This window comes from Paenibacillus sp. Y280 (genome assembly GCF_056786335.1).
Genome location: NZ_JBXCIW010000007.1, coordinates 42,355 through 66,792, shown reverse-complemented (window position 1 = coordinate 66,792; position 24,438 = coordinate 42,355). Strand labels below are relative to the sequence as shown.

At 48.9% G+C, this 24,438-nt stretch carries 21 protein-coding genes; 4 read left to right on the top strand and 17 right to left on the bottom strand.

Going from position 1 to position 24,438, the window contains the following annotated elements; translation table 11 throughout:
• Positions 1-14 precede the first annotated feature (14 nt).
• The 5 genes from hemW to gpr form a co-directional block, all read right to left on the bottom strand.
• Positions 15-1,184, bottom strand: a complete 1,170-nt coding sequence (gene hemW / locus AC1TPC_RS11330; protein WP_482066969.1) for a radical SAM family heme chaperone HemW — start codon at positions 1,182-1,184, stop codon at positions 15-17.
• 141 nt (positions 1,185-1,325) lie between these two features.
• Entirely contained in the window at positions 1,326-3,143 is a 1,818-nt protein-coding gene (gene lepA / locus AC1TPC_RS11325; protein ID WP_482066968.1) for a translation elongation factor 4, read from the bottom strand.
• Between the two features lie 80 nt (positions 3,144-3,223).
• The gene (locus AC1TPC_RS11320; RefSeq protein ID WP_482066967.1) at positions 3,224-3,658 is read right to left on the bottom strand and encodes a hypothetical protein; all 435 of its coding nucleotides are present in this window, start codon (positions 3,656-3,658) and stop codon (positions 3,224-3,226) included.
• Between the two features lie 37 nt (positions 3,659-3,695).
• Complete coding sequence (spoIIP, locus tag AC1TPC_RS11315) at positions 3,696-4,943, bottom strand: stage II sporulation protein P (protein WP_482066966.1); 1,248 nt, start codon at positions 4,941-4,943, stop codon at positions 3,696-3,698.
• 225 nt (positions 4,944-5,168) lie between these two features.
• Entirely contained in the window at positions 5,169-6,176 is a 1,008-nt protein-coding gene (gpr, locus tag AC1TPC_RS11310) for a GPR endopeptidase (RefSeq protein ID WP_482066965.1), read from the bottom strand.
• 217 nt (positions 6,177-6,393) lie between these two features.
• Between gpr and rpsT the strand changes: the two genes are divergently transcribed.
• Entirely contained in the window at positions 6,394-6,666 is a 273-nt protein-coding gene (rpsT, locus tag AC1TPC_RS11305) for a 30S ribosomal protein S20 (RefSeq protein WP_053376847.1), read from the top strand.
• Between the two features lie 139 nt (positions 6,667-6,805).
• Here rpsT and holA read toward each other — a convergent pair whose 3' ends face one another.
• The 4 genes from holA to AC1TPC_RS11285 all read right to left on the bottom strand — a co-directional run bounded on the left by holA (position 6,806) and on the right by AC1TPC_RS11285 (position 11,994).
• Positions 6,806-7,840 carry a DNA polymerase III subunit delta gene (gene holA, locus AC1TPC_RS11300; protein ID WP_482066964.1) on the bottom strand — a complete coding sequence of 345 codons (1,035 nt, stop codon included), beginning with the start codon at positions 7,838-7,840 and terminating at the stop codon, positions 6,806-6,808.
• 254 nt (positions 7,841-8,094) lie between these two features.
• On the bottom strand, positions 8,095-9,177 hold the full coding sequence (locus AC1TPC_RS11295; protein ID WP_482066963.1) for an anti-sigma factor: 1,083 nt from the start codon (positions 9,175-9,177) through the stop codon (positions 8,095-8,097).
• Entirely contained in the window at positions 9,174-9,722 is a 549-nt protein-coding gene (locus AC1TPC_RS11290) for an RNA polymerase sigma factor (protein ID WP_169081998.1), read from the bottom strand. Before AC1TPC_RS11290 ends, AC1TPC_RS11295 begins: the two co-directional genes overlap by 4 nt.
• A gap of 376 nt (positions 9,723-10,098) precedes the next feature.
• The gene (locus tag AC1TPC_RS11285; protein WP_482066962.1) at positions 10,099-11,994 is read right to left on the bottom strand and encodes a DNA internalization-related competence protein ComEC/Rec2; all 1,896 of its coding nucleotides are present in this window, start codon (positions 11,992-11,994) and stop codon (positions 10,099-10,101) included.
• 527 nt (positions 11,995-12,521) lie between these two features.
• Here AC1TPC_RS11285 and AC1TPC_RS11280 point away from each other — a divergent pair.
• The 3 genes from AC1TPC_RS11280 to AC1TPC_RS11270 all read left to right on the top strand — a co-directional run bounded on the left by AC1TPC_RS11280 (position 12,522) and on the right by AC1TPC_RS11270 (position 13,449).
• Positions 12,522-12,860 carry a YolD-like family protein gene (locus tag AC1TPC_RS11280; protein ID WP_482066961.1) on the top strand — a complete coding sequence of 113 codons (339 nt, stop codon included), beginning with the start codon at positions 12,522-12,524 and terminating at the stop codon, positions 12,858-12,860.
• Positions 12,850-13,056, top strand: coding sequence for a hypothetical protein (locus AC1TPC_RS11275; RefSeq protein ID WP_482066960.1), 207 nt, complete (start codon positions 12,850-12,852; stop codon positions 13,054-13,056). Before AC1TPC_RS11280 ends, AC1TPC_RS11275 begins: the two co-directional genes overlap by 11 nt.
• Before the next feature lie 99 nt (positions 13,057-13,155).
• Positions 13,156-13,449 (top strand): hypothetical protein, encoded by a 294-nt coding sequence (locus AC1TPC_RS11270; protein WP_482066959.1) that lies wholly within the window; start codon positions 13,156-13,158, stop codon positions 13,447-13,449.
• 166 nt (positions 13,450-13,615) lie between these two features.
• On the opposite strand, the gene AC1TPC_RS11265 is transcribed toward AC1TPC_RS11270, so the two are convergent.
• The 8 genes from AC1TPC_RS11265 to AC1TPC_RS11230 are packed head-to-tail and all read right to left on the bottom strand — an operon-like array spanning position 13,616 to position 24,356.
• Positions 13,616-14,251: a M23 family metallopeptidase gene (locus tag AC1TPC_RS11265; RefSeq protein WP_482066958.1), complete on the bottom strand. Its 636-nt coding sequence runs from the start codon at positions 14,249-14,251 to the stop codon at positions 13,616-13,618.
• Entirely contained in the window at positions 14,244-14,720 is a 477-nt protein-coding gene (locus AC1TPC_RS11260) for a phage holin family protein (RefSeq protein WP_482066957.1), read from the bottom strand. The genes AC1TPC_RS11265 and AC1TPC_RS11260 overlap by 8 nt, the downstream gene beginning before the upstream one ends.
• A gap of 42 nt (positions 14,721-14,762) precedes the next feature.
• Positions 14,763-19,622 carry an LPD38 domain-containing protein gene (locus tag AC1TPC_RS11255; RefSeq protein ID WP_482066956.1) on the bottom strand — a complete coding sequence of 1,620 codons (4,860 nt, stop codon included), beginning with the start codon at positions 19,620-19,622 and terminating at the stop codon, positions 14,763-14,765.
• Between the two features lies 1 nt (position 19,623).
• On the bottom strand, positions 19,624-20,046 hold the full coding sequence (locus AC1TPC_RS11250; protein WP_482066955.1) for a lytic transglycosylase domain-containing protein: 423 nt from the start codon (positions 20,044-20,046) through the stop codon (positions 19,624-19,626).
• On the bottom strand, positions 20,043-21,500 hold the full coding sequence (locus AC1TPC_RS11245; protein WP_482066954.1) for a hypothetical protein: 1,458 nt from the start codon (positions 21,498-21,500) through the stop codon (positions 20,043-20,045). The genes AC1TPC_RS11250 and AC1TPC_RS11245 overlap by 4 nt, the downstream gene beginning before the upstream one ends.
• A 55-nt stretch (positions 21,501-21,555) precedes the next feature.
• Complete coding sequence (locus tag AC1TPC_RS11240) at positions 21,556-22,092, bottom strand: hypothetical protein (RefSeq protein WP_482066953.1); 537 nt, start codon at positions 22,090-22,092, stop codon at positions 21,556-21,558.
• Between the two features lie 38 nt (positions 22,093-22,130).
• On the bottom strand, positions 22,131-22,946 hold the full coding sequence (locus tag AC1TPC_RS11235) for a hypothetical protein (RefSeq protein WP_482066952.1): 816 nt from the start codon (positions 22,944-22,946) through the stop codon (positions 22,131-22,133).
• A 3-nt stretch (positions 22,947-22,949) separates the two neighbouring features.
• Positions 22,950-24,356 carry a hypothetical protein gene (locus AC1TPC_RS11230; protein ID WP_482066951.1) on the bottom strand — a complete coding sequence of 469 codons (1,407 nt, stop codon included), beginning with the start codon at positions 24,354-24,356 and terminating at the stop codon, positions 22,950-22,952.
• Positions 24,357-24,438: the final 82 nt, after the last annotated feature.

Below are 24,438 nucleotides of genomic sequence, written 5' to 3'. Positions count from 1 at the left end.
TTCTCAAGAGTATTTTAGCTGCTATATCCGATAAAAGCACCAAATACTTCGTTCCCGAGAAGGACGCCTTTATCCGTCAGACGGTAAATCGTATCATCATCGGCCTGCTCCGACTCTAGCAGGCCATCGTTTGTTAGTTTATCAATAATATCGCCGAACTTGCCTTCAAGCGTTTGTCCCGGGAACTGCTTGGAAAAACGGGATGCAGGCACACCTTCCAGCAGCCTAAGCCCAACCATCATCAAATCCTCCATCGCCTCCGCCTCCGGCACCTCGAACGTTTCAAGGCGCGGAAGCTTCTCCGCTGCAGCATCAATATATGGCGTAATCCCCTTCAAGTTGACATGTCGCATACGATCCGTGTAGCCATGCGCTCCCGCTCCCAAGCCGTAGTAAGGCTCGTTGCGCCAATAGGTGGAGTTATGGCGGCTTTCATAGCCCGGCTTAGCGAAATTGCTAATTTCATAGTGCGCGTACCCATTTTCCTTCAGCATGTCCATCAGCAAAATGAACATATTAAACTCCTCTTCCTCCGGAGGCAAAGGCAGCTCATTGCGCTCGTAAAGCTTATGGAACAGCGTATTTTCCTCAACCTTTAGACTATAAATCGAATAGTGCGGCAATCCCAGCTCCATTGCACGGCTTACGCTGTCTCTCAAGAGCTCAACCGTTTGGCCGGGCAAGCCAAACATTAAATCGATTGATAGGTTGGTGAAGCCTACGGCACGCGCGTTTTCGATACTGCGATAAACATCGTCCACGTTATGAATACGACCGATACGCTCCAGCAATCCGTTATCAAAGGATTGAACCCCAAAGCTGATCCGATTTACGCCGCCAGCCTTCATTGCTGTCAGCTTATCGATATCCGTCGTTCCCGGATTCGCTTCCATCGTAAATTCCACATGCGGCGTCAGCGGAAAATAGGTCCGAACAGCCTTCAGAAATCTTTCCATCTGCGGCGGAGTGAGTACGGTTGGCGTACCTCCTCCGACAAATACAGTATCGATTTCCACTGGCGGCCATTGTTCAACCGTCCGCTGCATTTCCATCTCAAGCGCGTCCAGGTACTGGTCGACCGGCTGCCCCTTCAATACATATGAAGTAAAATCGCAATAGTGGCATTTATTCGTACAAAAAGGGATGTGTATATATAAAGCGCGCGGTGATTGCGTGATAGTCATCGTTAGCATTCTCCTTCAAGCGCAAACGGTTAAACCGATCTTGCGCGGCCTTTGCGTTTCGCATTGAAAATATAAATCGATATTCCTGTCGCTTTCAATAGAAAAGAGGGAGAGCAGCGCCCTCCCTCATCCTCGTACGTCTTAATCCTCGCCGATTTTGAGCACCGCCATGAACGCTTCCTGCGGCACCTCTACACTGCCTACTTGTTTCATCCGCTTCTTGCCTTCCTTCTGCTTCTCGAGCAGCTTACGCTTCCGGCTAATGTCACCGCCGTAGCATTTGGCAAGAACGTTTTTGCGCATCGCTTTAACCGTCTCGCGAGAAATAACTTTGTTGCCGATGGATGCCTGAATCGGCACCTCGAACATTTGGCGCGGAATCAGCTCTTTCAGCTTCTCGCAAATGACTTTGCCCCGCTGGTACGCACGGTCACGGTGAACGATAACTGACAAGGCATCAACCTGCTCGTTGTTAAGGTTAATGTCCATTTTGACCAAATTGGACCTGCGATAGCCGATCACCTCATAATCGAACGAAGCATAACCCTTCGTGCTCGATTTGAGCTGGTCGAAGAAATCGTAAACGATTTCCGACAACGGCACGTTGTACGTAAGCGTAACGCGGTTCGTGTCCAAATATTCCATATTAACGAATTCGCCGCGCTTGTTCTGGCAAAGTTCCATAATCGTGCCGACGTAGTCGTTCGGTACAATAATCGCTGCTTTTACGAATGGCTCTTCGACAAAGTCAAGCTTGCCGGCTTCCGGATAGTTCGATGGATTATCGATCTCCATCGTATCGCCATTTGTTAGCGTTACTTTGTAAATAACGCTTGGTGCTGTCGTAATGAGCGGAATGTTGAATTCCCGTTCAATGCGCTCTTGAATAATTTCCATATGCAGCAAGCCTAGGAACCCGCAGCGGAAGCCAAAGCCAAGCGCTGTTGATGATTCCGGCTCGTACCTGAGCGAAGCGTCGTTCAACTCAAGCTTCTCAAGCGCTTCGCGCAAATCGTTATAATCCTGCGTCTCTATCGGATAAAGGCCGCAAAATACCATCGGGTTGATCTGGCGGTAGCCGGGCAGACGCTCGGGCGACGGCCGCTTCGCATCGGTAACCGTATCGCCGACGCGCGTATCCTTCACGTTCTTAATGCCCGCTACGATGAAACCAACATCGCCAACCGCAAGCTCCTTCACAATTGACATGCGCGGCATAAAGGCTCCAACTTCTATAACCTCAAACTCAGCGCCCGTAGCCATGAACCGGATTTTTTGGCCTGCTTTGATGCTTCCGTCCACTACTCGAACATAGACGATAACGCCTTTGTAAGGATCGTAATGGGAATCGAAAATAAGCGCTTTAAGCGGCTCTTCCGAATCGCCAGTCGGCGACGGCATTTTTGCAACGACCTGCTCAAGTATTTCTTTAATGCCAATACCGGCTTTTGCCGAAGCAAGAACAGCGTCGCTTGCATCAAGTCCAATGACATCCTCGATTTCCTGCTTCACCCGTTCAGGCTCTGCGCTTGGCAAATCGATTTTGTTGATGACGGGCACGATCTCCAAATTGTTTTCCAGCGCCAAGTAAACGTTCGCAAGCGTTTGGGCTTCGATTCCTTGTGCCGCATCAACTACGAGCAAAGCGCCTTCACAAGCTGCCAGTGAGCGTGAAACCTCGTATGTAAAGTCGACGTGTCCTGGCGTATCGATCAAGTTCAGTATATATTCCACGCCATCATCTGCCGTATAAGCCAAACGAACCGCTTGCAGTTTAATCGTTATCCCGCGTTCACGCTCCAAATCCATCTGGTCAAGTACCTGCTCCTGCATCTCTCGAGATGACAAAGCGCCGGTAAATTCCAAGATCCGGTCAGCAAGCGTTGATTTTCCGTGGTCTATATGCGCGATAATGGAAAAATTCCTAATTCTCTTTTGTCGGTCACGTACGTCAGTCATGCCTAACCCCCACAATTTCCAATAATGCTAATCATTCCTCCTATTATATCAGTTAAGAAGAAGACCAGCAATGTTCATTATCACTTGGTTAAGCCGTCAAATATCGAAACGACCATTCGAATGCCTTCGCTAGACATATTTTGCAGCAAACCAGACGTCGAATCAGCGATCCGATTAACGGCCGGTTGATCGTTTTCAAGCGGTACGCCCGGCAGCCGTTCATTCTCAATAGGTTGGCCATCGGCATACTCAGAAGCGTATGCAGCTCCCTTAGCAGCGAGTCGTTTCAACTCCTCAAGCTCCCTCTCGAGCTCGGCGATTTTTTGCTGCTGTACACTCGCGAGCTCTTTAACCGGATCCGCTGTCTCCACAGGCTGAACATTTTCGGTATATTCGTTTCCGCCTTCCATTGGACCGTAAATACGCTCAATGCCCGCAGTAGACATATCGATACCGTACATGACGATAATTGCAATAGCACCGCCGAGCAAGACCCATTTCATCGTACGTTTCATATGCTCATCGTTCCTCTCTTTAACAAACTATTATCCGCTAGCTCGCATCGCCCTTGCTTGTTGATGCTTTCTCGTCAGCCCAATAAAGATCCGATATGACTTCCGCAAGCGCATCCGCTGTACGGTAAGACTCCTCAAGCGTATTATCTACGCCTCCAACCTCGATCAACACACTGTCTGCTGCAAGCGACTGATTGTACTCCGCATTTCCAGATGCGGCTGTCTTGCCCCAAATGCCGCGCGAAATGCCTGGATATTGCTTATCAAGCGCCTCATGGATTTTGGTTGCGAACGCTTCGTTTTTCTCCCAATTCGGGTTTTTGTGGCCAATGATGAAATAAACCTGTGCGTAGCTTTTTCCTTTAATATCGACCGTCGTAAATTTTCGTTTCTGGGAGTCGCGGTGGAGGTCAAAGAAAAACTTCAAATCCTTGCTGCTTGCTAAAGCTTCCTTCACCGTTTTCATCGAATATTTATAGGATAATTCCCATCTGTAATTTTTTATTGCGGTCGGATAGTCGGTATTGGAATGCTGCGCTCCGACACCTTTTTCCTCCAGCTTTTGCGCTAGCCGTTTGCCAACTAGCGTTATATTTTTTGTGCTTGAGTTCGGGTCCTTTGATTTATCAGTCAGCACAGGGTACCAAGACTCGCGATTATGGGAGTGATAAATAAAGGCTACCTTAGAACCGCCTGTTGTTGGTTTCACCGGTACGCCGTTATCGACTGTTTCATCCGGATTGGCTGCATCAGTAGGCAGCGGCTCCAGTTCGTTCACCGTCTCGTCCGTTACATCGGTTCCGTCCCCCTCGTGAAGACCGCCGATCGGATCATACGTAATTGGCGCATTGTCCTCCGGTCCCACTTCAGTATCAGTACCAATGCCTTTGCGTATGAGAAAAGCGTCATTCACGCTCATGCCCGGCAGCTCGCCTGCTAGCAAGCTCTTCGGATCATTCGGATTGATATCCGTTAATGCTCGCATTAGAAGCGCGCTTATTTGCTTAGTAGTAAATGATTCGGTTTCTTTGCTGCTTTGAAACGCAGGCATCTCCATCTCTAGCATATCCCCAAAAAATCCGCTGGATACAGCAGCAGCGAATCCTTTCATCGAATTAACCGGCGATGCAGTCGTTTGCTTTTGCGCCATTCCCGCAACGCCCAGCATGACAAAAAACAGCATGGAGCAAAAAGCGAGCAACGCGAACGTACGTCCCGTTACTAGCAATTGTCTCATCCGTCTACTTTCTTTCCCGATATCCAGCAGCATGATTCTTCGTTTCATTGGCTTTGATACCTCCCGCTTCTTTGCACCAGTGGCTTTTGTTACTACTAAACTATGAGAGTAATAGAGTTCATAGAACCGCATGAATGTGAAAGATTCCTATGTAATAGAGTTTGCTTACTAGATTTCACTGGGGCGTTTCCGGCTTGCAAAAAAAAGAAACTGTCCTTCAAGGTCGATAACCTCGAGAGACAGCTCCGCAGTGAAGATATGAAAAGCTTGCGCTTAATGGGTGTACGCAGCTACATTGCTTGAATCAACGGCCTCGTGAAGCGAAGCGTTAAGTCCGCTGGCAATAATATTTGCAATATCCTCAATAAATTCGTCGATTTCCTTAGGTGTAACCAATAGATCATGACCGAGCGGGCTCAGCACCTCTCTAACTAGCTGCAAGCGCTCGTTTTCCTCCATCTGATTCACTAGGCCCATAATTTGATCGGAATTGGCGCTTTGCTGCTTAAAGTGGCTGCTCATCATTTCAAGTGTGTTATTGACAATCGTTGAGGCGTAAACAACAGTAGGAACGCCGATCGCAATAACGGGCACGCCTAAAATCTCCTGCGTCAGCCCTTTGCGTTTATTGCCGATGCCAGAGCCCGGATGAATGCCCGTATCCGCAATTTGGATCGTTGTATTGACCCGCTCTACCGCTTTCGAGGCAAGCGCATCTATGGCAATGACAAGATCCGGCTTCGTTTTCTCAACGATGCCGTGTACAATTTCGCTGGATTCGATTCCCGTAATGCCAAGCACTCCTGGCGCAACTGCGCTTACTGGCCGGTAGCCGGGCGCCACTTGGTCAGGCATAAGCTCAAAATAATGGCGCGTTACCATCACGTTCTCTACGACGATTGGTCCGAGCGCATCCGGCGTAACATTCCAGTTACCCAAACCGACAATGAGAACGCGCGCTGTTTTGCTGATGGACAATCGTTCAAGAAATGCTTCAAAGTGCTTGGCGAAATGTGTTGCAACGCGATCTTGAAGACCCGTATCGCCATTTCGCAGTCCTGGCACCTCGATGGTCACATAATTCCCCTGCATTTTTCCGATCGCCTGAGAGCCCTGTTCATTTTGAACTTGGAGCTGTGTAATGGTAATGCCGTCATCCTCTGTTGTTTCCGATTGAATACCTGGGATCGGCCCGCCGTTTGGCGCCTCTGCCATCTCCTTGGCCTCTAGCGCCAAATCGGTTCTAACATTGTATTTCTGCAGATCAAGCTCGTTCTCCACTGCTCATTCTCCCTTCATACGCATGTTCTAACGTTATTGTTTGCAGATGGTTTTATTTCATACTCTCCGTCACTTCTTCTCTCACAAAGAGGGCTGCTTTAACATGACTCTTCCTGCTATTGCTTTTTGGGCATCGGCATGATAATATATTTTAAGTTGTGTTGTCTAGGTTTATTATGTATATGAACCGTTGTAAACAGTTTAGGAGGTGAATTCCATGCCAAATATTAAATCCGCGATTAAACGCGTTAAAACAAGTGAAAAGCGTCGTGCTTTGAATGCATCCCAAAAATCCGCACTTCGTTCGGCCGTTAAATCTGCTGACCAAGCTATCGCTGGCACTGATGTAGATGCTGCTAAAGCAGCTCTTATCGCTGCAACGAAAAAATTGGACAAAGCAGCAACTAAAGGCCTGATTCATAAAAATGCGGCTTCCCGCAAAAAATCACGTCTTGCTAAAAGACTTAATGCCCTTTCGGCTCAAGCCTAAGCATGATACCCGCATAAACGGCTGACTTCGTCCTTCGGACGATGGAAGCGCGTTTATCATTGAAAAAAGCTCCACCGCTCTCTGAGCAGTGAAGCTTTTTTTGTATCTATAAACAAAAAAAACGGCTTTGGAGACAGCGCTACGCGCCCTTCTCCATGCCGAGTGAAAGTAAATACAGCTCTAAGCCTAATGTTTTGTCAATGGCGCCTGTTTTCATTTGATAATCCAGGTCTGCGAGCGAGGCAAGCAGCCTGCCAAGCCTTGCCACTTGAAACTTCCTGCTCTTCTCCGCTGCAAGCTTAACGGCATAAGGATGCAAGCCTAACTGACCGGCCATTTGCTGCGGTGAATATTGATGCTGCTCCAGCTCTTTAATTTGCAGCATAATTCTCAATTGTCTTGCGATAAGCGCAGCGATCTTGATTGGCTCTTCTCGTCGCACGAGAAGCTCTCTATACAATCGTATCGCATGATCAATACGCAGCTCTGCAATTGCGTCAACAAGAGCAAATACGTCCTCCTCGACGGTTGCAGCTGTAAGGAGCGATGCTGTTTCCACATCAATGGTGCCGCCTGTACCCGCATGCAAACAAAGCTTGTCCACCTCTTGCGACAGCTGCTGCATATTAGCTCCTGCACGAGAGAGCAGCAAATCTGCGGCATCTAACGAAAGCGTGCGCTTTTGCTCCGTTGCACGCTTGATCATCCACTGCTTGAGCTGTGCGGCATCCAGTTCAGGGAAAGGGACTAGCGAATTGCGTTCCTTTAATGTCTTAACGAGCTTTCGTCTCTCGTCCAGCTTCTCCGCATTTACGGAAATAACGATGATCGACGACTCTGATGGATACTCCATGTACTGAATAAGCTTCTCAGGGCGATGCTCAAGCTTGCCCCCTTCTTTGCCTCCAGCACAAAGCACGGTTGCATCCCTAATCAGAATAAGCTTGCGCTGCACGAAAAACGGAGATGTCTCTGCTTCAAGAACAGCTTCATCAATCGAGGTTTCAGCCGTATCAAACTTAACGATGCCGAGCTCGCGTTCCTCAGCTGTAAACATCGCTTCTGTCAGGATGTTTATAAACTGCTGCAATCGGTAACGATCTTTGCCATACAGCACATAGATTGGTCGAAAGCGGCCGCCCTTTATTTCCTTTAATGCTTCCTTCGCATCCATACCTTCACCTCGTCACCAGTAAATTCATTTAAACGGCAACAAAGGGATGAGCCGTTTCTAGGCTTCATCCCTTTGCCGAACATCTATATAAACATTCGCAGGCAGGCCCATGGTGCCGCCCTGCGGATGGTCATACGACGCTATGGCTTCATCGCAGACACTCTCGTTGCTAATAATATACGCATTAGCGGATGAATGTGTGCGAAATATTCAAATAAAAAACAGCTGACAAAAGTTTTTACTAATCGTTTGTATCAATGAGCTGCCTTCTGCTCAGTAAGAGTAGCCACGTCAATGACATACTTCTCGATAGCGCCGTTCTCCACTTGAACCTCATAGGTCAGCTTCGAGCTGTCCTCTGACCAGCTCAAATTCGCCAGCTTGCCGTTTTTGCGCGGCGATTCAAACAGAAGAGACTGATCTGACTTGTCAATCAATTTGACGCTAAAGTCAGCCATTTCCCCGCTAAATTTGCTATCGGGAGAAATAACAGCAGAATCTGTGGATGTGAAGCCGAAGCTTGGTTTGTCTTGTTTGCTGTTGGAACCCTCTGACGAATTCGATTCGCCGCCTCCAGCACCGCCGTTCGTATTATTGTCCGGCTCAACAGCGATAGAAGGAGAACTTTTGCCTGTATCTGAACTGTCGCCATTCGAACTGCTGCCATCTGAACTGCCACCATTGGAACTGCCTGCATCTGAATCCGAGTTTCCAGCGGATGTTGAACGTTGCCCTTTTAATTCATTTTGAAACTGGTTGATCGATTCCTCTTCCTGAATACCCTGTTTCTTTATTGCTTCCGTGCTTACATCCGATGATGCTGCCTTGTCTTCGGTTTTTGCTTTTAAAGAAAGCTCTTGAGGCGCTTCGCCCGCCATATCGGCCGCAGCGTTACTCGATTCATTAGCAACTAATTGAGAAGCACTGCTTAAGTCTGGCGCTGATCCAGGCTTATACGTAACAAGAAACAGCCCTGCGACGATTCCCGCTGCGATTACGCCGCTCATGATGCGAATGGACGGCCAACGTCGTTCGTGCTTCGCACGGCGAGGCAGTGATTCTATTGATTTTACGGCAGGAACCGGCTCAGCATTAGGCTCAGACTGTCCAAAGAGCTCAAGACGCTCCAATTGCGGCATAATGGCATCAACTAAGCTGTAGCTCGGTATAACTTTGGGTAAACTGGTAAGCTCGGCGGATAACAGCTGTAGCCGCTCGAACATAGCTGCACAGTCCGGACACTGTCTAGTATGGCTCATCAAGACTTCTTTCTCGCTTTCATCGAGATCGTCGTCTAGCTGTCTTTGCATTAATTCCATCACCTCTTGACAATTCATCCCCGGACACCACCTTTCTGATAATCATGGAGTAACGACTGCAGCTGTTGCCTAGCTCTGAACAAATAAGATTTTACTGTGTTAAGCGGCAGATCAAGCGAATCTGCAATTTCATTGTAAGAGAAATCCTGTAAATACCGAAGGACGACAACCGCACGATGATGCTCAGGAAGCTTGTCGATAGCGGCTTGAATGTCTTTAACAGCATAAGCCGACATTACCTCGTCCTCCACATTCTGTTTCTCGTGGAATACCATGTCATGCTCATCTATTGAGACGGTCGGTTTATTTCTCCGAAACTTATCAATGCAAATGTTTGTTACAATACGTTGAATCCACGTTTTAAACTGCGCTTTTTCCTCGTACGAGCCTATTTTCGTGTAGATGCGAATGAGCGCTTCCTGCGCTGCATCGAGGGCATCCTGTTCGTTATTTAATATATAATAGGCTGTCCGATAAACATGCGTTTCAATCTCTCGCAATAGAGTAATTAAAGCGTCGCGATCTCCCGACTGAGCGGCTCTTATAAGCTCCGGCTCCACCACGAAGGATCCCCCTCTCTTGCAACCATTCTGACGAACTGGTTGCGGTAAAAGTTGCAGATTAGTCAGAAAAATGACTATATTTTTTTTAGTAACAATTGCCATTGGAAACCATTGTCCCCTGGTGGGACCGAATACGATTCGTTTTGCTAGTAAACATCTATTGAATAAAAAAAGCATGTTCTTCGTTTAAGAAGAAATAAAAACGAAATAAACTCCACATCAAAGGATACCAAATTTCTAGTACCTCGTATATAGAAACTGATCGAATACCACGTTTAGGCAGAAGTCCTTTGATCTATTTCTTATAAACCTATTCCAAAAGCACCTATACGGACGAATTAAAATCCATTAAAGCATCTAGATTTTTTCTGTTGAATTAATGCTTTTTGTACATATACAATCCTTTGTCCGTTATGGTGAAACGAATCTCGCCGTCCTTGTCCGTCCGCCAAATAGCCGTGCCTGCATCTGCAAGTCTGGACAGAACGTCAGGATGCGGATGTCCATAGCTATTAAATGCCCCTACTGATGTTACGGAACCTTCAGGTCTCCAATAATCCAACCACTCCTTGCTCGTCGAAAAACGACTGCCATGATGGGCAGCCTTCATAATCGAGATTGAGGGCCGCTCGGCAGCCAAATTAATGCTCTTCTGTTCATTACGAATAATTGTGCGCTCCGTTACGGAATTTATATCGCCAGAGAATAAGAAGGTCGAATGGTATAAGCGTACGGTCATTACTAGACTGCTCTCATTCTGCTCCTCAAGCGGTTGAACTTCAGAATCTGTATTCGCCAGCGGCCACAAAACGTTGATCGTAGTTTCGTGATCGAGCTGATATTCCAAGCCAGCATTCACGCCATACATCGGTATTTGCAGCGCCAGCGCCTTCCTAAGCAGCTTCTGCGCATCATCCGCTTCCTTAACGGTACCGTTCCACCATATGCTGCGAACGGGAATGGTGTCCAAAACCGCTTGTAAGCCGCGGATATGATCGCTGTCCAAATGCGAGATGACGAGAATATCGATCTCCCTTACGCCTCTTTTCATTAATAGAGGGACAAGCAGCTTCTGACCAATCTCAAATGGGTCGCTGCGCTCCCTCCATTCCTCGCCCTCCTTGCGAAAGGATAACGTCCCCCCGCCATCGATCAAAATTTGTTTACCGCTAGCCGTTCGGATATGTATGGCATCGCCTTGTCCGACATCAATAAAGCTTACGGAAGCATTATGGTTGAATGCATCCGGCTTATACGCATAGACGAGCAGACTAAATGCAAGGAACATAAGGGAAAATAATGCTGTCTTAACCCCTCTATTATTAGGTGAAGGCGTCCTGTATGCAGAAACACCACCAATCGGCGCTGTTTCTTCAAATGCCGCAGCTGCATCGGCACGCGAATCAGCAAATATCCCTGTCCAAACGCTGACGACATGAAATAAAGCGCCAAGCAGCAGCAGCCAAGCCGCTACCCACCAGAGCGGCGGGGTAGCCCAAATCGTTCGAAGCGAATCGACCCCAGATAACCGCTCGACAAGCGCAAACGTCCAATCATTCGCATATTGCGAGGCATAGGCGAGCAGTTTGCCTCCTGCCTCCCAAGGAATCCCTAACAAGAGCGTGGCAGCTCCAAGCGGCATAACAATAAAGCTTATAAACGGAACGAGCACAAAATTAGCTATCATTGATAAAGCGTGAAATTGATTGAAATAATAGATCGTGAGCGGAAAGGAAACGAGCTGGGCAACGAGAGTAACAGCAGCCAAATCCAGCAGCGACTTCCCCCTTTGCCATTGCGGCATCGCATGACGTATCGGCTTTACGCCAACGATCAAGCCGATCGTCACAATAAACGATAGTTGAAAGCTTACATTTTCGAGTAAAAATGGATCGAACACAAGCATAAGCACTGCGGCGGCAGCGAGCAGATGCAGGCCGTCCTTCAGCTTTCCGATGCGCGCAGCAAGCAATGCCAAGACCGACATAAGACCGGCTCTAATGACGGAAGGGGAAGCGCCTGCAAGCAGCACATACAGGGGAACGGAAAGCATGAGAATGAGCAGCATTCTCTCGCGGCTTATCCGTGCCGCCCGAAGCAAGCCGCCGAGCGCGTAAATAAAAACCGCGACGTGAAGGCCCGAAATTGCAAGTATATGCGTAAGGCCAAGCCGCGAAAACTGCTGGAACTGCTCGGGGTCGAGGTCCTCGCGGATTCCGAGGACGAGACCTTTCATGTACCCGGACTGCGCGGACGGGTACAGCACGTCCATATAGGATTGATTTTCTAAGCTTAATCAAAATATCTATTCAGCCCTTTATTTTTCTAGAATTCCTTTGTGCTATATGTCTAAGCAATTGAGTATAATCTAGGCGTTTTAATGCGATTATAACGCGTTATGTGGGAAAGATGTGGGTGTGGGTATATTGTTACACATATTTCCCACAGATCAGTCACCAATACCTTTGCTTAGTTTAATGCCGTCATGTATCCCACGGATAATCATACTCACGTGATCCTCGATCATTATATCCAACGTGATGCATACGTCTTCTGGAAGGCCGCTCGATTTTTTTAAGCTTCATTATAATAGCTCCCGAATCTGAGCTTAGGTGTCCACTTCATTTATAGCCTTGTAACATACTTTACTCTCACTTAATTGCTGGCTGTAGACATTTCATTAGCATGGCTTGTTGGGGTTTAACCCCAGCAGGCTTTTTATTTTCCATGTATACCCGCTTGATAAAAGAACGTACGTTCGCATATAATATGAACATCAATTATAAGGACGGTGTTCTTATGAATGCTGGATCACGTAAGAAACTTGAAGGTAACGGCATGTGGGAAAGTAGCCGGATGATGTTGCCTGAACATAAGGTCGCATTAAATGACTGGGATAAAGAAAGCCAAAAACGTACGCGGATCCAACTTGACGAACAAGAATGGGAAGACGTTTCACGAGCTGTAGCGGAATCGATGCAGCGGAGAGAGCCAATCAAGCTTAAGATGTTTCATGAATCCGAGGAACTTGAGGTTAACGGCATCGTTGATCGAGTGGATCAGTTAAAAGGCCGCTTCATGGTAGACGGCGAATGGTTTGCTATTCAGGATATCGAGGGTGCCCAGCTTGAGCATTGATCGACAAAAGCTAATCGAACACCTGGAGCTAAATGCCGAGGATTTACGCCTGAAGATTGAGAGGTTTGACGAAGCGAAAGGAATCGACAGCGGGATGATCCTTATGTGGCTTGCGAAGAAAATTATGCTGACTCACTTACTTGATGATTTGTATAATGGAAAATTTGATGAAGAAAAGGTGCTTAGCGAATCTTAAACTCGCAAGCGGCTTTCAAATTTATAGACAATTTGTCGAGTATAATAAATCAGATTCGGGTAACTATAATTCAGAAACTAGTTTAAGGAGGAATTGATTATGGAAACACAAGTAAATAATAACCTCTCACCTGAATTATTGGCTAATGATTTCAAAGGAATGACGGCTCCAATTAATAACATTCCTAGCGGATCCTCTTTACACGCAGTATTGTCCGCAACAAAAGGGTGTATAGTCAACTATACATTTGTAGGTGACCAAGAAAAAATGTTTATAAATAAAGTTGTGCCGCAGGATAACCTTGGAAGTGAAATATGGGTATATGTCTTCAATGACAGTGGTGTTCTAGCATCCGCAACAGTAACTGCGTGGGAGCTACCTTACTTCGGTTAAAACCAAGCCGCTTAGCGAATCTTAAACTCGCAAGCGGCTTCTTCTTTATAAAAGCAAAAAGAGCCGCAGGCGTTCTTCGCCATGCGACTCTTTGACCGATGCTTTCGGATTTGTAATTAATATACAACAATCCACTATTTTTGACAATACAGAACAGAAGTTTGATTTACTGCTCCTTCTGGCCGCTCACCTTGCGCAGCTCATTAGCCAGGCGGTTATATTCCTTCCGTGATGCCGCATTTTCAACTACCCCATACCCAGCCTTCAAAAATTCGATGATCTTATTTGCATCTGCAACTTTCATCATTGGCTCTTTCTCCTTTGACGGCACCTTAATCGGCTCCGCGACTTTATAATAATCCTGCAAATATTTCGTTGGCTCAACGACTCCCGCCTCCGTGGCCGTCCAGCCGAACGACGGCGTGGCAGCCTTGCGAATCTCATAATGTAAATGGTTGCCCGTGCTAGCGCCCGTGGTGCCTTGCCTGCCGATCATCTGCCCGCGTTCTACCGTTTCTCCTACCTTAACGACAGCAGCGCTGAGATGGGCATACAGGTGCAGATAACCCTTGTTGTCCTTGATCGCTACGACAATACCCATCTCTGCAGGTATGCCGCTGCCGGCTACGCCTTGTTTGGCATGCGTGACTGTGCCGGCTACGAAGGCGTAAAGCGGGCCATTACCAGGCGTGACCACAAGATCCACGCCGCGGTGAAACTTGTTAACGTGCAAAATGGGATGCATGCGCACCCCAAATGGACTGGTTAGCCGATATGATGGATCGTAGCTCCAATTAGACATCTTTGCCAGCCTCCTCTGTTACACCGCCACGCTGTGCAGCCCTCTCGATCTTCTTATCAAGTTCAGAGCCCACCCACTTCAAAACAGCCTCAAGAACATTAATCGGCAGCCAGTCGCCCCAACCAGCTCGAATGGCGTTTGCGATCATCGACTTAATGATATGGTAGAGTAGCCCCGCAGTCAGCGCGCCAAACAAGATACCTGGCAAGTTAAATACGAGATCAAGAAAATGCCCACCGGCTGGAAGCATCAGCATGAAGAATGAACGGAATATGCCATCGATCCCATAATGGCTGGCATAGCTCCTATCCTTCGTGGCCGCCCTAATTCCACTGAGCCAATCCATTACAATAAAGAAAGTTAGTGCGATCATTGACGTTAGCACTGCTTCACCTGCTCCGTATAAAAATTCAAATATTGGTACGAATATAGCTCCAATTGTTGTCCAAATCCCTTGTCCTTTGGTCACTCTGACCGCCTCCTCAAAATAAATAGCCCCGCCGAAGCGGAGCTATTGGTTAATTTTATCTGCTGCATCTTTAGCAATCTCATTGCGCTTACGCGTTAGAACCTCAATCTTTTCGCGCTTTTCTCTGCTGGATATTTTGCTATCGCGTTCAATCTCGCGAATCTGCTTACTCAAGTCGCCAATTGAGCCTGTAGCACTCTCAAGCTGCTTCAGCTTCTTATTCTCGGCAAACGGTGTTTTGTTCAGCTTACTGGACTCTTTTTCCCTGCTCAAACGATCTTTCTCCTTGTAAACAGCATCCATCGACTTGCCACTGATCAGGGGGTCAACCGTAAATGCTCGAACAAGCGGCTGTTGCTCCAGTCGTTTCTCTGGTGCGTTCGGCCTGTCAGTCAGTCCGGATCTGCCTAGGATTAGATCGATGGCATCCGTTGCATAGGAGCCAAGACCGGCGGTGTACCCCCGTAGCGTATTGTCCATGACTCGCGGCGATGCTAGGTTTTTGAACGGTCCTTTTTCCTGCGTGACAAACTCAGCGACTCGGGCCAACCCCCGCGCCAGCTCCGATGTGCGGACCGGGTCGTACTGATCACGCCGCTTAAGCCCTTGCTCTCGCTGCGGCACAATATCGGACTCCATAAAATGCGAATATCCGGACATCGCCTCCAGCATCGGCATGAGCGCCGTAATCTGATACGGTAGCGACCCACTGGATAGTGAGCGCGACAAGTAGCCGTCCAGTGCCTTCGGATCCTTATCTCGTACAAAGTCCATCGCACGCTCTGGCAGATTCGCAAACACCGGCGCCAAGTCAAATGGTTTCGGCAGCCTGGCCACCACATCCGTCCCCGGTACGGCAATCAACCAAAACGAATCCCGCATCCAATTCGGAGCTTCAGAAATAGTACGCTTCTGGGTGTCATTGGCCAGCAGAGCGTTAACTGCATAAGCGGCAATTGTCGGTGCCGTGATGGCGGCAAATGCTCTTGCGCTCGAGCGAACTGGATGCTCTTTAAATGTGCGGTATAGCTTTGATTTACCTTGGATATTCGCGTTCAGGAAAGCGACCACCTTGTTCGCCTGGCGTACACTTCCTCCTGACCTCGCAAAGTCCATCAGATCCCTAGAGCGGTATGCAGCCTCCTGCGGACTTGCCCCTTTCCGGAGTGCCGCTCTATACTCACCAACCTTCGTGGCAGACTCTGTTACATCTGTGATGTAGCGTAGCATTCTGATTAAACTACGACCCGACACCACGTTAACAAACTGCTTGGAAGCCGGCTCTTTGAACACCTTCTCCAAGGCTTTGCGGTGTGTCACTCGATCCATGGAGAGAATATTGCCGTAAGCGCCCAGGTTATCGATCCAATCTTTGTATAGCGGACCTTTCTTGATGGTTTGGACTAATCCTGCTGTAAAATCGGTCACAGGGTTAAATCCAGAATCACTGTTGACGAAAGCAGCCACGATATCACGCATTGGGTTACGCAAAGAGAACTCCGGCGTTAGTGTCGCGCCGGCACGAAGCAGCGACGTAGGCATGGACAATCCGTTGATAAAAGCATTGGCCGTTTCTTTCTCCATCTGCATCAGCGCCTTGTATACCTCTGGCTCTACTTCATACGGGACGTTCTCGCCATCTACTTTCACATTCACAACATTCTTGCGGCCAACAAGCTCCCCGTCGTCTAACTTGCGAACAAACTGGCCAGCCTCGTCCAGATCAGCAAGCTTGGCCAGCTGCGTCCCGATCTTATTACGCTCCACAGCCGAAATGGATTGGAACACGTTTTTAACCAAGTTCTCCAGTGGGTCAACGACTTTACGTTCCGAACCGGTTAGCGACTTGATCGGCGTGGCCACGTTTGTTAGTGCCTTAGAAATGCCTGTGCCGAATTCGACTTTATCGTCGTCAAAAGCCCTAAACAACGGCACATAGTTTTTCCAGCGCTCGCCCAGCGTCTCCGCGAGCTGCTTGCTGACAACTCCGCTGTCCACGAGCTCCTGCATCATGTCCTTGCTCACCTGGATAAGTGCCTGCTGCGCGGCGTCCATTTCAGGTGACTTGTATTTCGCAAGTACCTCGTCGATCTCTTTATTCGTAAAGCCCGACTTGTATCCTGCGGAATTCACGTCCTGTGCATGCTTGGCCAACGCATACTCGCCCAGCTCATCCGTTGTGTGACCAGCCTTTTTCGCCATGTCGGCCAACGCTTTAATACGCGATTCAACGACTTGATATGCTCGCTCTGGAACGCCTCTATACAGGCGCGCTGTCTTATACAAGCTATCTTCGGCACTCGCAACGCTGCCGGTGACGCGCCGCTCCAGATCCTCAAGCGGGGCCATATCGTCAACAAGCTGTGTTCGCCAGCGTGCCATCCTCTCGCTAAGCGGCGGCTTTTTCTTCGCTTTTGCATCCCGACTGATCTTATCGGCGAAAGAATCCGCATCACCTTTACCGCTGTTGTTGAAGTTCTCTGCACGCAGCCCTTCCTCGCTGGCCAAACGCTCCTGCTTACGGAGCTCTTCCTTAGTCCGCCTGAAGATCTTATCTGCGTTTGGACGTATCGATTCGCCGAACTCTTTCACAAGCTCCTCCGTGAAGTCAGCAGCCTTTATCGTTCCTTTGCCGAGCTTCGCCGCCATAATGATGGAATGATCGGCCCACTCATCGAGAGGGTTAGCGGAAAGTCGGTTACGTTTGCCTGCAATGCGTTTGCGTGCCGCTGCTTCCTGCTCATCGAGATAGGTATAAACTCGATCACGAATCCGCGGCTTATTAACGGCCTGCAGGATCTCGTCGACCTCTTCCTCAGGTGTGGCCGCTTTAGCTTTGAGGTTGTCGACTTCCTCTGTAATATCAATGCGCTTGTGATTGAGCCTCTCGCCAGCTTGATCTAGTCGACTCTTCGGCTTATCAGCTTCAGGAGCCCTACCGACGCGTTCAACTGGTGCAACTGCCTGAGAAACCGGACCATCTTTACGCGAACGAAGCAGTTTAGCCGCTTCTTTTACTCTTGGGATCGTTTGAGGTTTACGCTTTTCAAAGCGGCTTACAGCTTTTTCCGCTCGGCCCCCTTCCCAATTCTGAGGGTCCAATAAAATAAGGACACGGTGGGCTTCATTGCCCGTCCTGTGTCCTCCTGTATGGGTTAACCCGTCATAACCTGCCTGCTTAAGATTAATAGCGAGCTCCTGAAAGTCTTCGACAAACTCATTTGTCGGGAGCTCTGCTTCATGAGAAAAATCCTCGACTTCCTTTCGGAGCTTTTGAATAATCTGTTCGACTGTTGAACCATTATTAATTTCCGTTTCGATTAGCTGAGTAAAATGGTTCGGCTCTTCAAAATGGTAATTAAATGAATGATCAAGCGACTTTACCGACTTCCCTAAAGCTGCAGCCACATCTGGCGTGGCTGGTCTCTCCAAATCGATGACGCGATCGATATCCACGTTTGATTCATAAGTGGTCGGTTTCCCGTTTTTCCTGCCTCTGCTTTTGGCGTAACCTTTTGCGATATTCGGATTGTCTGTCAGGTAAACACCTTGCCCGAACAAGGATTCATGGCTGCCTACAAAAGGGTTAAGAGTATCAGCGGTTAAGGAGTCAGTCCCTGTGCCGTGATACCACTTCTTTGTGTTGTAGACTTGTGCAATGCTCTCCGGCGTCGTCTCGTCATATCCTTTCGATCTAAGCAGTTCATCCAGCACAACTGGCTCTTTTGTTTGCTGAGCAACGCCTTTTCCAACTCCTCGAGCCGGTTGACGTAAGGAGCTTTTGGTAGGAGAAGGCAAGCCAAACGTATATTCTGGCGTGATTGTCTCTATGCTCTCTGCCGTGTTGACGTTCCCTCTTTGGCGAGGAGCTGGCAAAGCTAAAGGCTCTGCGCTTTGTGCGACCGGTTGTGCAATTGGCTGTACATTTCGGTCAGGCCGTAGCCGCCTGATGCCAGCCCCGATACCAGCGATCGCTACGTCACCGACTCCGCCAAGTACTGCACCAATTCCTATGTTACGAGCCAACTCGCCTGCATCCGTCTCACCACGAACACCACTGATCACGCCGCCCTGAATGGCTCCAGCTGTTGCGCCCTCTACGGCGCGCTGTGCAATACCTCTGCCTCGTTTTAGGTTCTGTACTGCTTTGCTTAAACCTAACGCTTTACCCACCTGATACGGTGCAGAGACAAGCCCCTGACTTATATTACTTGGGTTGGTTACCGCACCCGCCAGCATGCCCGCGACTTCTGCAGGCTTGCTGATTATCGCAGGACCGCTAGAAGGAGCTGTATCCGTTTCAACGTTTAGCGCACTGCCTGCGCCGCGCTGAAAGTCACTTAAGCCAGGAATGTATGCCTGCGCGTAATCGATAGCGGTCGCCGGGATCTCGGATACTTTCGCCAATCCCTCATAACCAGGAACGACATTTGCTGCACGCTGATCCTTCTGGTTCAGGAGCCACTCTTTCCGAGACATCGGGATATCTGGTTGATACTGCCATTCTTGTTTCGCCTCTATACCGCTAAGCTCGGACAGTACCGGGCTCAACTGTGCTTGAACAGGAGGAAATAGCTGATCCCTTTGCGTCTGAATATCCACAAAGGACTGAGGAATTTGAGCAGGTTTTGCAACGACTGAAGGCGTGCTTACAGGTGCAGGAGCCGGTGCAAATCGATCCCTGACGATATCCGCTTGCTTGAATGGATCGAACAGTTCTGGAGCCATTGCGCGAACAGCAGGATCGATGCCTGCTCTTACCTGTGCAATTTCCTCCGGCGGTTTTAAACGATCCTTTCTGCTTAAGGAACTGGATACGGATGCCTCCGGCTGAGAGTACATGCCGCTCAATACACGTTGTTTAGCGGCTTCACCTTGCATAAGCCTATCTCGTCTAGACACCCTATCCCCTCCAATTCTTCATGACTTTTGTGACGTAATTCTGTGTCTCTTTTGGTGCATGTGCAGCGATTACAGACCAGTTTGAACCGTATTTCTTAATTGCCTTGTCGAGATTACCCGGCCCCCAGTTATAGGCGGCTAGAGCGAGCTGCGGATTGTTGTACTTGTTCAGCATCTGGCCGATGTATTTCGTGCCGGCATTAACGTTCTGAGCCGCATTGTTTACGTCTTTGACGCCCAAGCTCCTCGCCGTACCCGGCATGAGTTGCATGAGGCCACCAGCTCCTGCGCTTGATTTCGCAGTCTCTTTCCATCCACTCTCCTGCTGAATAATAGCAGCCACTAGTCCGGAATCTACATCGTACTGAGAGGCTGCAGCGTTTACGACGTTCCGGTAATTCGCAGGAATCTTAACGGAACTCACGGCTTTCCCGCCTGTAGGTATTTATCATCTAGACTTTTAATCTGATCCGGCGTGAAGCCGATCGCAGCTAAAGCTTGATCTTCTTGAACTGTTGGCAAGCCTGCACCTATGATCTGCATGTACATTTGCTCACGTGAAGCGGCATCCGCAGGCAGTACGCCGCTGACGTCTTCGAAGTTTTTACGGACGTTGTTCACGACATCGTTAGCGGACATACCGGCATACTTTTCGCCCTGGCTAGCAGCTACAGCAAGCTCTGCATCAAGACCCGCCCATTTATAAGCGCTGCTGTCTTCAAATTCGGTTTGATTGAGCGTTTGGTTCGCCCAAGCGATCGCATTTTGGATGCCGTCCTGCTCCTTAATTCGGTCAAACTCGCTCTGCCAGCGCTGATCCGCTACCTTGTCTCGACCTGCCGTATAGTTAAACGCTCTGTCGCTCTCCTGTACACCGCGCTCATAGTTACGATCTGACTCCAGAACGCTACGGTCATAATTCCGCTGATCAGTAGTTTGGCTATGATCCTGTGCTTGCTTTGCCATCGTGGAAACACCAGCTTGCCCCAGGTTTCCACGAGCGGCGTTCAGGTTAACGTTTGAGCCAAACAACGACGGATCCACGCCCATGCCGCTCAGCTTTGCTCGAATACCATCAGCTTGCTTGCTGAGAGCCGCTCTTGTTTCTCTCGTAATGCCTGTTGCTTCCGCTTGTGACTTCAAATCAAATAGCCCATCAAGCAGTGACCGCGCTTGAGGCGACATGTACTGTCCGGTCAGCTCAGCTTCTGTTGTTGCTTCGGTAAAGCCTTGATTGCGCAAAGCACTTGCTTGGCCAAGCAAATTACCCGCATTGGCTATGCGGTCTTGGAACTGGCCATAAGCCTGCTGGCGGTACTCAGGGATATAAGCGGCAGCCTCTTGCTCTGCACGTTGCTGAATCTGTCCGAGCTGGCTCGTCATGACTGAGCTGCCGAATACCCCCTTCTCGTTTGCAGCTTCCATGGCGTTCTTCGTCGCATCGCCTGCCCGTAGTGACGCGAGCTGCCGTTGCGCCTGGTACGCTGGATCCGTCTCAGGATCGTACGTGAACTGCTGTTGCATCAACTTTTCCAGATTCGCGAATTGCTCGTTCTGCTTGGCCTGCCAGTCCGCATACTGTGGTGTCGCGAAGGTTGACGCGGCGGCAGGAGCTGGCGGCGCAGGTATAGCAGCTGGCGGTTTGGGCGCGGCTTGCACTGGTGCTGGCGCTTGCTGTACAGAGGCAGCAGGCTTCGGCGCGGGAACCGGCTTATACGAACTTTGAGCCAGCTGGGACTTTGCCCAAGACTGTTGACCCGTATTCGCACTCCCTCCTGTTGCCGTTTTACCTGCTGCCAGATTCGACAGATATTTGTGTTGATTTTGGTCTATCGCACTTTTCGGCTTCGCGGCTTTATATGGATCAGGTACTGCCATGGTTAGTCCTCCTTTCGGGAATAAAAAAGAGCCGTCCAGTGGACGACCCTTGTGGTTATTGCAATGCCGCTATTTCAGCCTCGATCGCTGCGATCTCGACCTCAATGTCTGCGATTCGCTTTTCATTTGTTGCGATGCCGGCGTTGTTTGTTTCAATTGTGTGCTTGAATGTTGATTTAGCCCACTCTTGAGCAATTTTATCCATATCCGCATGAGCCTTTGTATTTTCGGCTTTCATGTTTTGGATGGCCGTTGTAAATCTCTCTTTATCAGCAAATAGTTTATTTTTCTTTTGATTTAGTGATGCTATTTTCTCAAGCCTCAGTGTCTCATTATCATCAGTTAATAAAGGTTCTATTGTAATCACTCCCTTTGCATAAGATGCTGACGCGCCTAGTGCCTCTGCAATGTCACGAACTGGTGCGTAGCTTTTACCTTCGCTTATCACAGCATTACTAAGCTGCTTGCCGCTAATCAGAACCTTCGCCTCACCGTCGATTTTCTTGCCAATCTTCGATATACTGTCTGCCAAAACTTGTCCCGAAGCCATAAGCAGCGCCCCTGCCACAAATGCGATTACCACTTTTTTCATGCTATCCCTCCGTGCGCCATTTTCTGACATTATATCAGTTACGTTTGTGTATGGCTATGACTAGAAGCAGGAGACCAAACGGCGTGTCCTATGATGTTATTAGAGGCGTCTACAAGCGCTACACGAGCGCCTGCGCTGATTCCGTGATTGTGCGATCCCGATAAACTTGTGGATACTCCTGATTCTGCTTTTGCATCTATTGCTTGTTGCAGGGTTTCCGTATCAAGAGTAGACAGAATAGATGCCCAAGACGGGAAAACTGCATTCCCCGAAGAACCAGGCTTAATAGAAACATTTGAACTTGATCCAGTAGCCTCTATTGACATGTCCCCTGTTGATCCGATCGACAACTTTCCAAACGCGCCAATAGAGAGAAGGTCATTCAGCAACGCAACCCTCGCCGTATTCGTATCATTTTCGAAGTACAGCAATGGATCTCCGGCATCATTAGCTAAAATCTTAATGAACTTCGCCATCGTGGCATAGGCTGCGAACAAATCTCCAACAGACGACATTTCCGCTCTTGGATACGTCCCATTTGCAGTAGCTATATACGATCCGAAAATACTAACTGACTCAATGAGTCCGGCGATAATATGTCCTAGATTAGCTGTAATCGCAGACAACTCGTCTACGTCTATTTTGTCAGCTTTAACCGCACCAGCTGCAAGGGTTTCGGTTATGATTGCCCCTGCCTTTATGACCTCAGCAGTAAGTGATTTAGCTATGATATTTTCTACATCAATGTGTTCTTGGAGATACCGAAATTGCTTCTGGAGTAATGCAAATGCTTCGCTTGCTTCCCTTAAGCTTTTGAAGTCCTCTGTAATCACATGTATATTTTGTGCTGGCATGTCTTACCTCCTCATTGGCAGTTCACGCAACTGCCTTGTAATCTCGTGGATCGTAACCTGTCCTGTTGCAACCAGCTTAAGCCGAACGGCGTTCGCCGCTGCAATGCTGTTCGTCGGAATCAGGATCTCTTTATTCTGAATGCCTGTAACGCTTGTAATTGGCGCCAGCGCAGTCCAATTCTCGCCGGATGCTTCGCCGCTAATAGAGATTTGAAGCGAGCTCCCGGCAGCGAGTGAAGCGACAACCCAAATGCGGAACCAGTGTTGCTTACGTGCGATGCTGTCAGCCGTCATCGCCTTGGTTATTGCAGTCGCTGTAATGGCTGCCCCCGCGTCAGTCGTTCCACCAAGCAGGAGCACACGGCCTGAAGCGTCACCAAAATACATCTTGTCGCCGATCCGCTTCATCTGTGTAACCGCAATGCCATCCCATGTGTACCAGGCTTGATGGATCGGATCGAACTGCAGGATTCGGTTGTTCTGAACTGAGCTGCCTAGCGGGATGCCGAAATACAGATATTCGCCATCATTGCCAGCTACACACTTTGCGAGCTGTGCTTTGTTTCCACCGTTCACGAACTGCTGTACCGGCACGGACCACTCACGCCGAGGACGTATGCCGCCTGAGTAGCGGTATATACCGTCCCGACCGATGAAGGGCAGCGTCTCATCATAAGCGACAATCGCCTTGTTCCCGGTGGCGCCTATGTCCGTAGCAATCTCATCCATCGAATAGCTTTGCGGACCCTTGCCATATAGCTCGAAAGTAGAGGACGGCTTGAACACCGTAACATGTCCGTTGCCAGCGTTAAGCCCGTTGATCGTCTCACCGTCTGCCGTATTCACAGGCAGCTCGCCTGCATCGTCCACAGTCGTCCAGTCATCCGCTTCACTAAGCGCGGAATAGCGGACAGTATTCTCGACCGCACAATAGAGCCGGTTGGCTTGGGTCGTAATATAGTTACCGTTTGCCGGCGCATTAGCCAGGTTCTGAACGGTTGATCCATCATATCGCTTGATTGGGTCCACACCATTAGAGCCGATTAAATTAATTGTGGCTAGATTGCCTTTGAAATTACAAAAGGACCATTCAGCTGAGGTATTAAGCCCCGAGGCTAACGTGGTCCATGTCGATCCGTCATATTTGCGCCAGGTTCCATCATTGAATACCGCATGCAACTCTTGATCCTTCCATGCTCCAAAGCCAAGTACGGACGTACCAAATGTACCAGCTACCGAGTAGCCTGGACGAGTCGAGATGCCTGGATACCTGTCAGGTCCGAAGTTGATCAACTCCGTGAACAGGTTGTCTGGCAGGTTGAAGCCTTCATCATCCGGCTTGTACACTCCGTCGAACTGCCTGATTGGTATCGGATCGGATACTCCTCTGATTGTGCCCCAGTGAGCCATTATTGGTCCTCCTTTCTATGCATAAAAAAGAGCACCTCAAGGGGTGCTAACTTCCTATGAACTCCTCGCTGCGTTGTAGAAC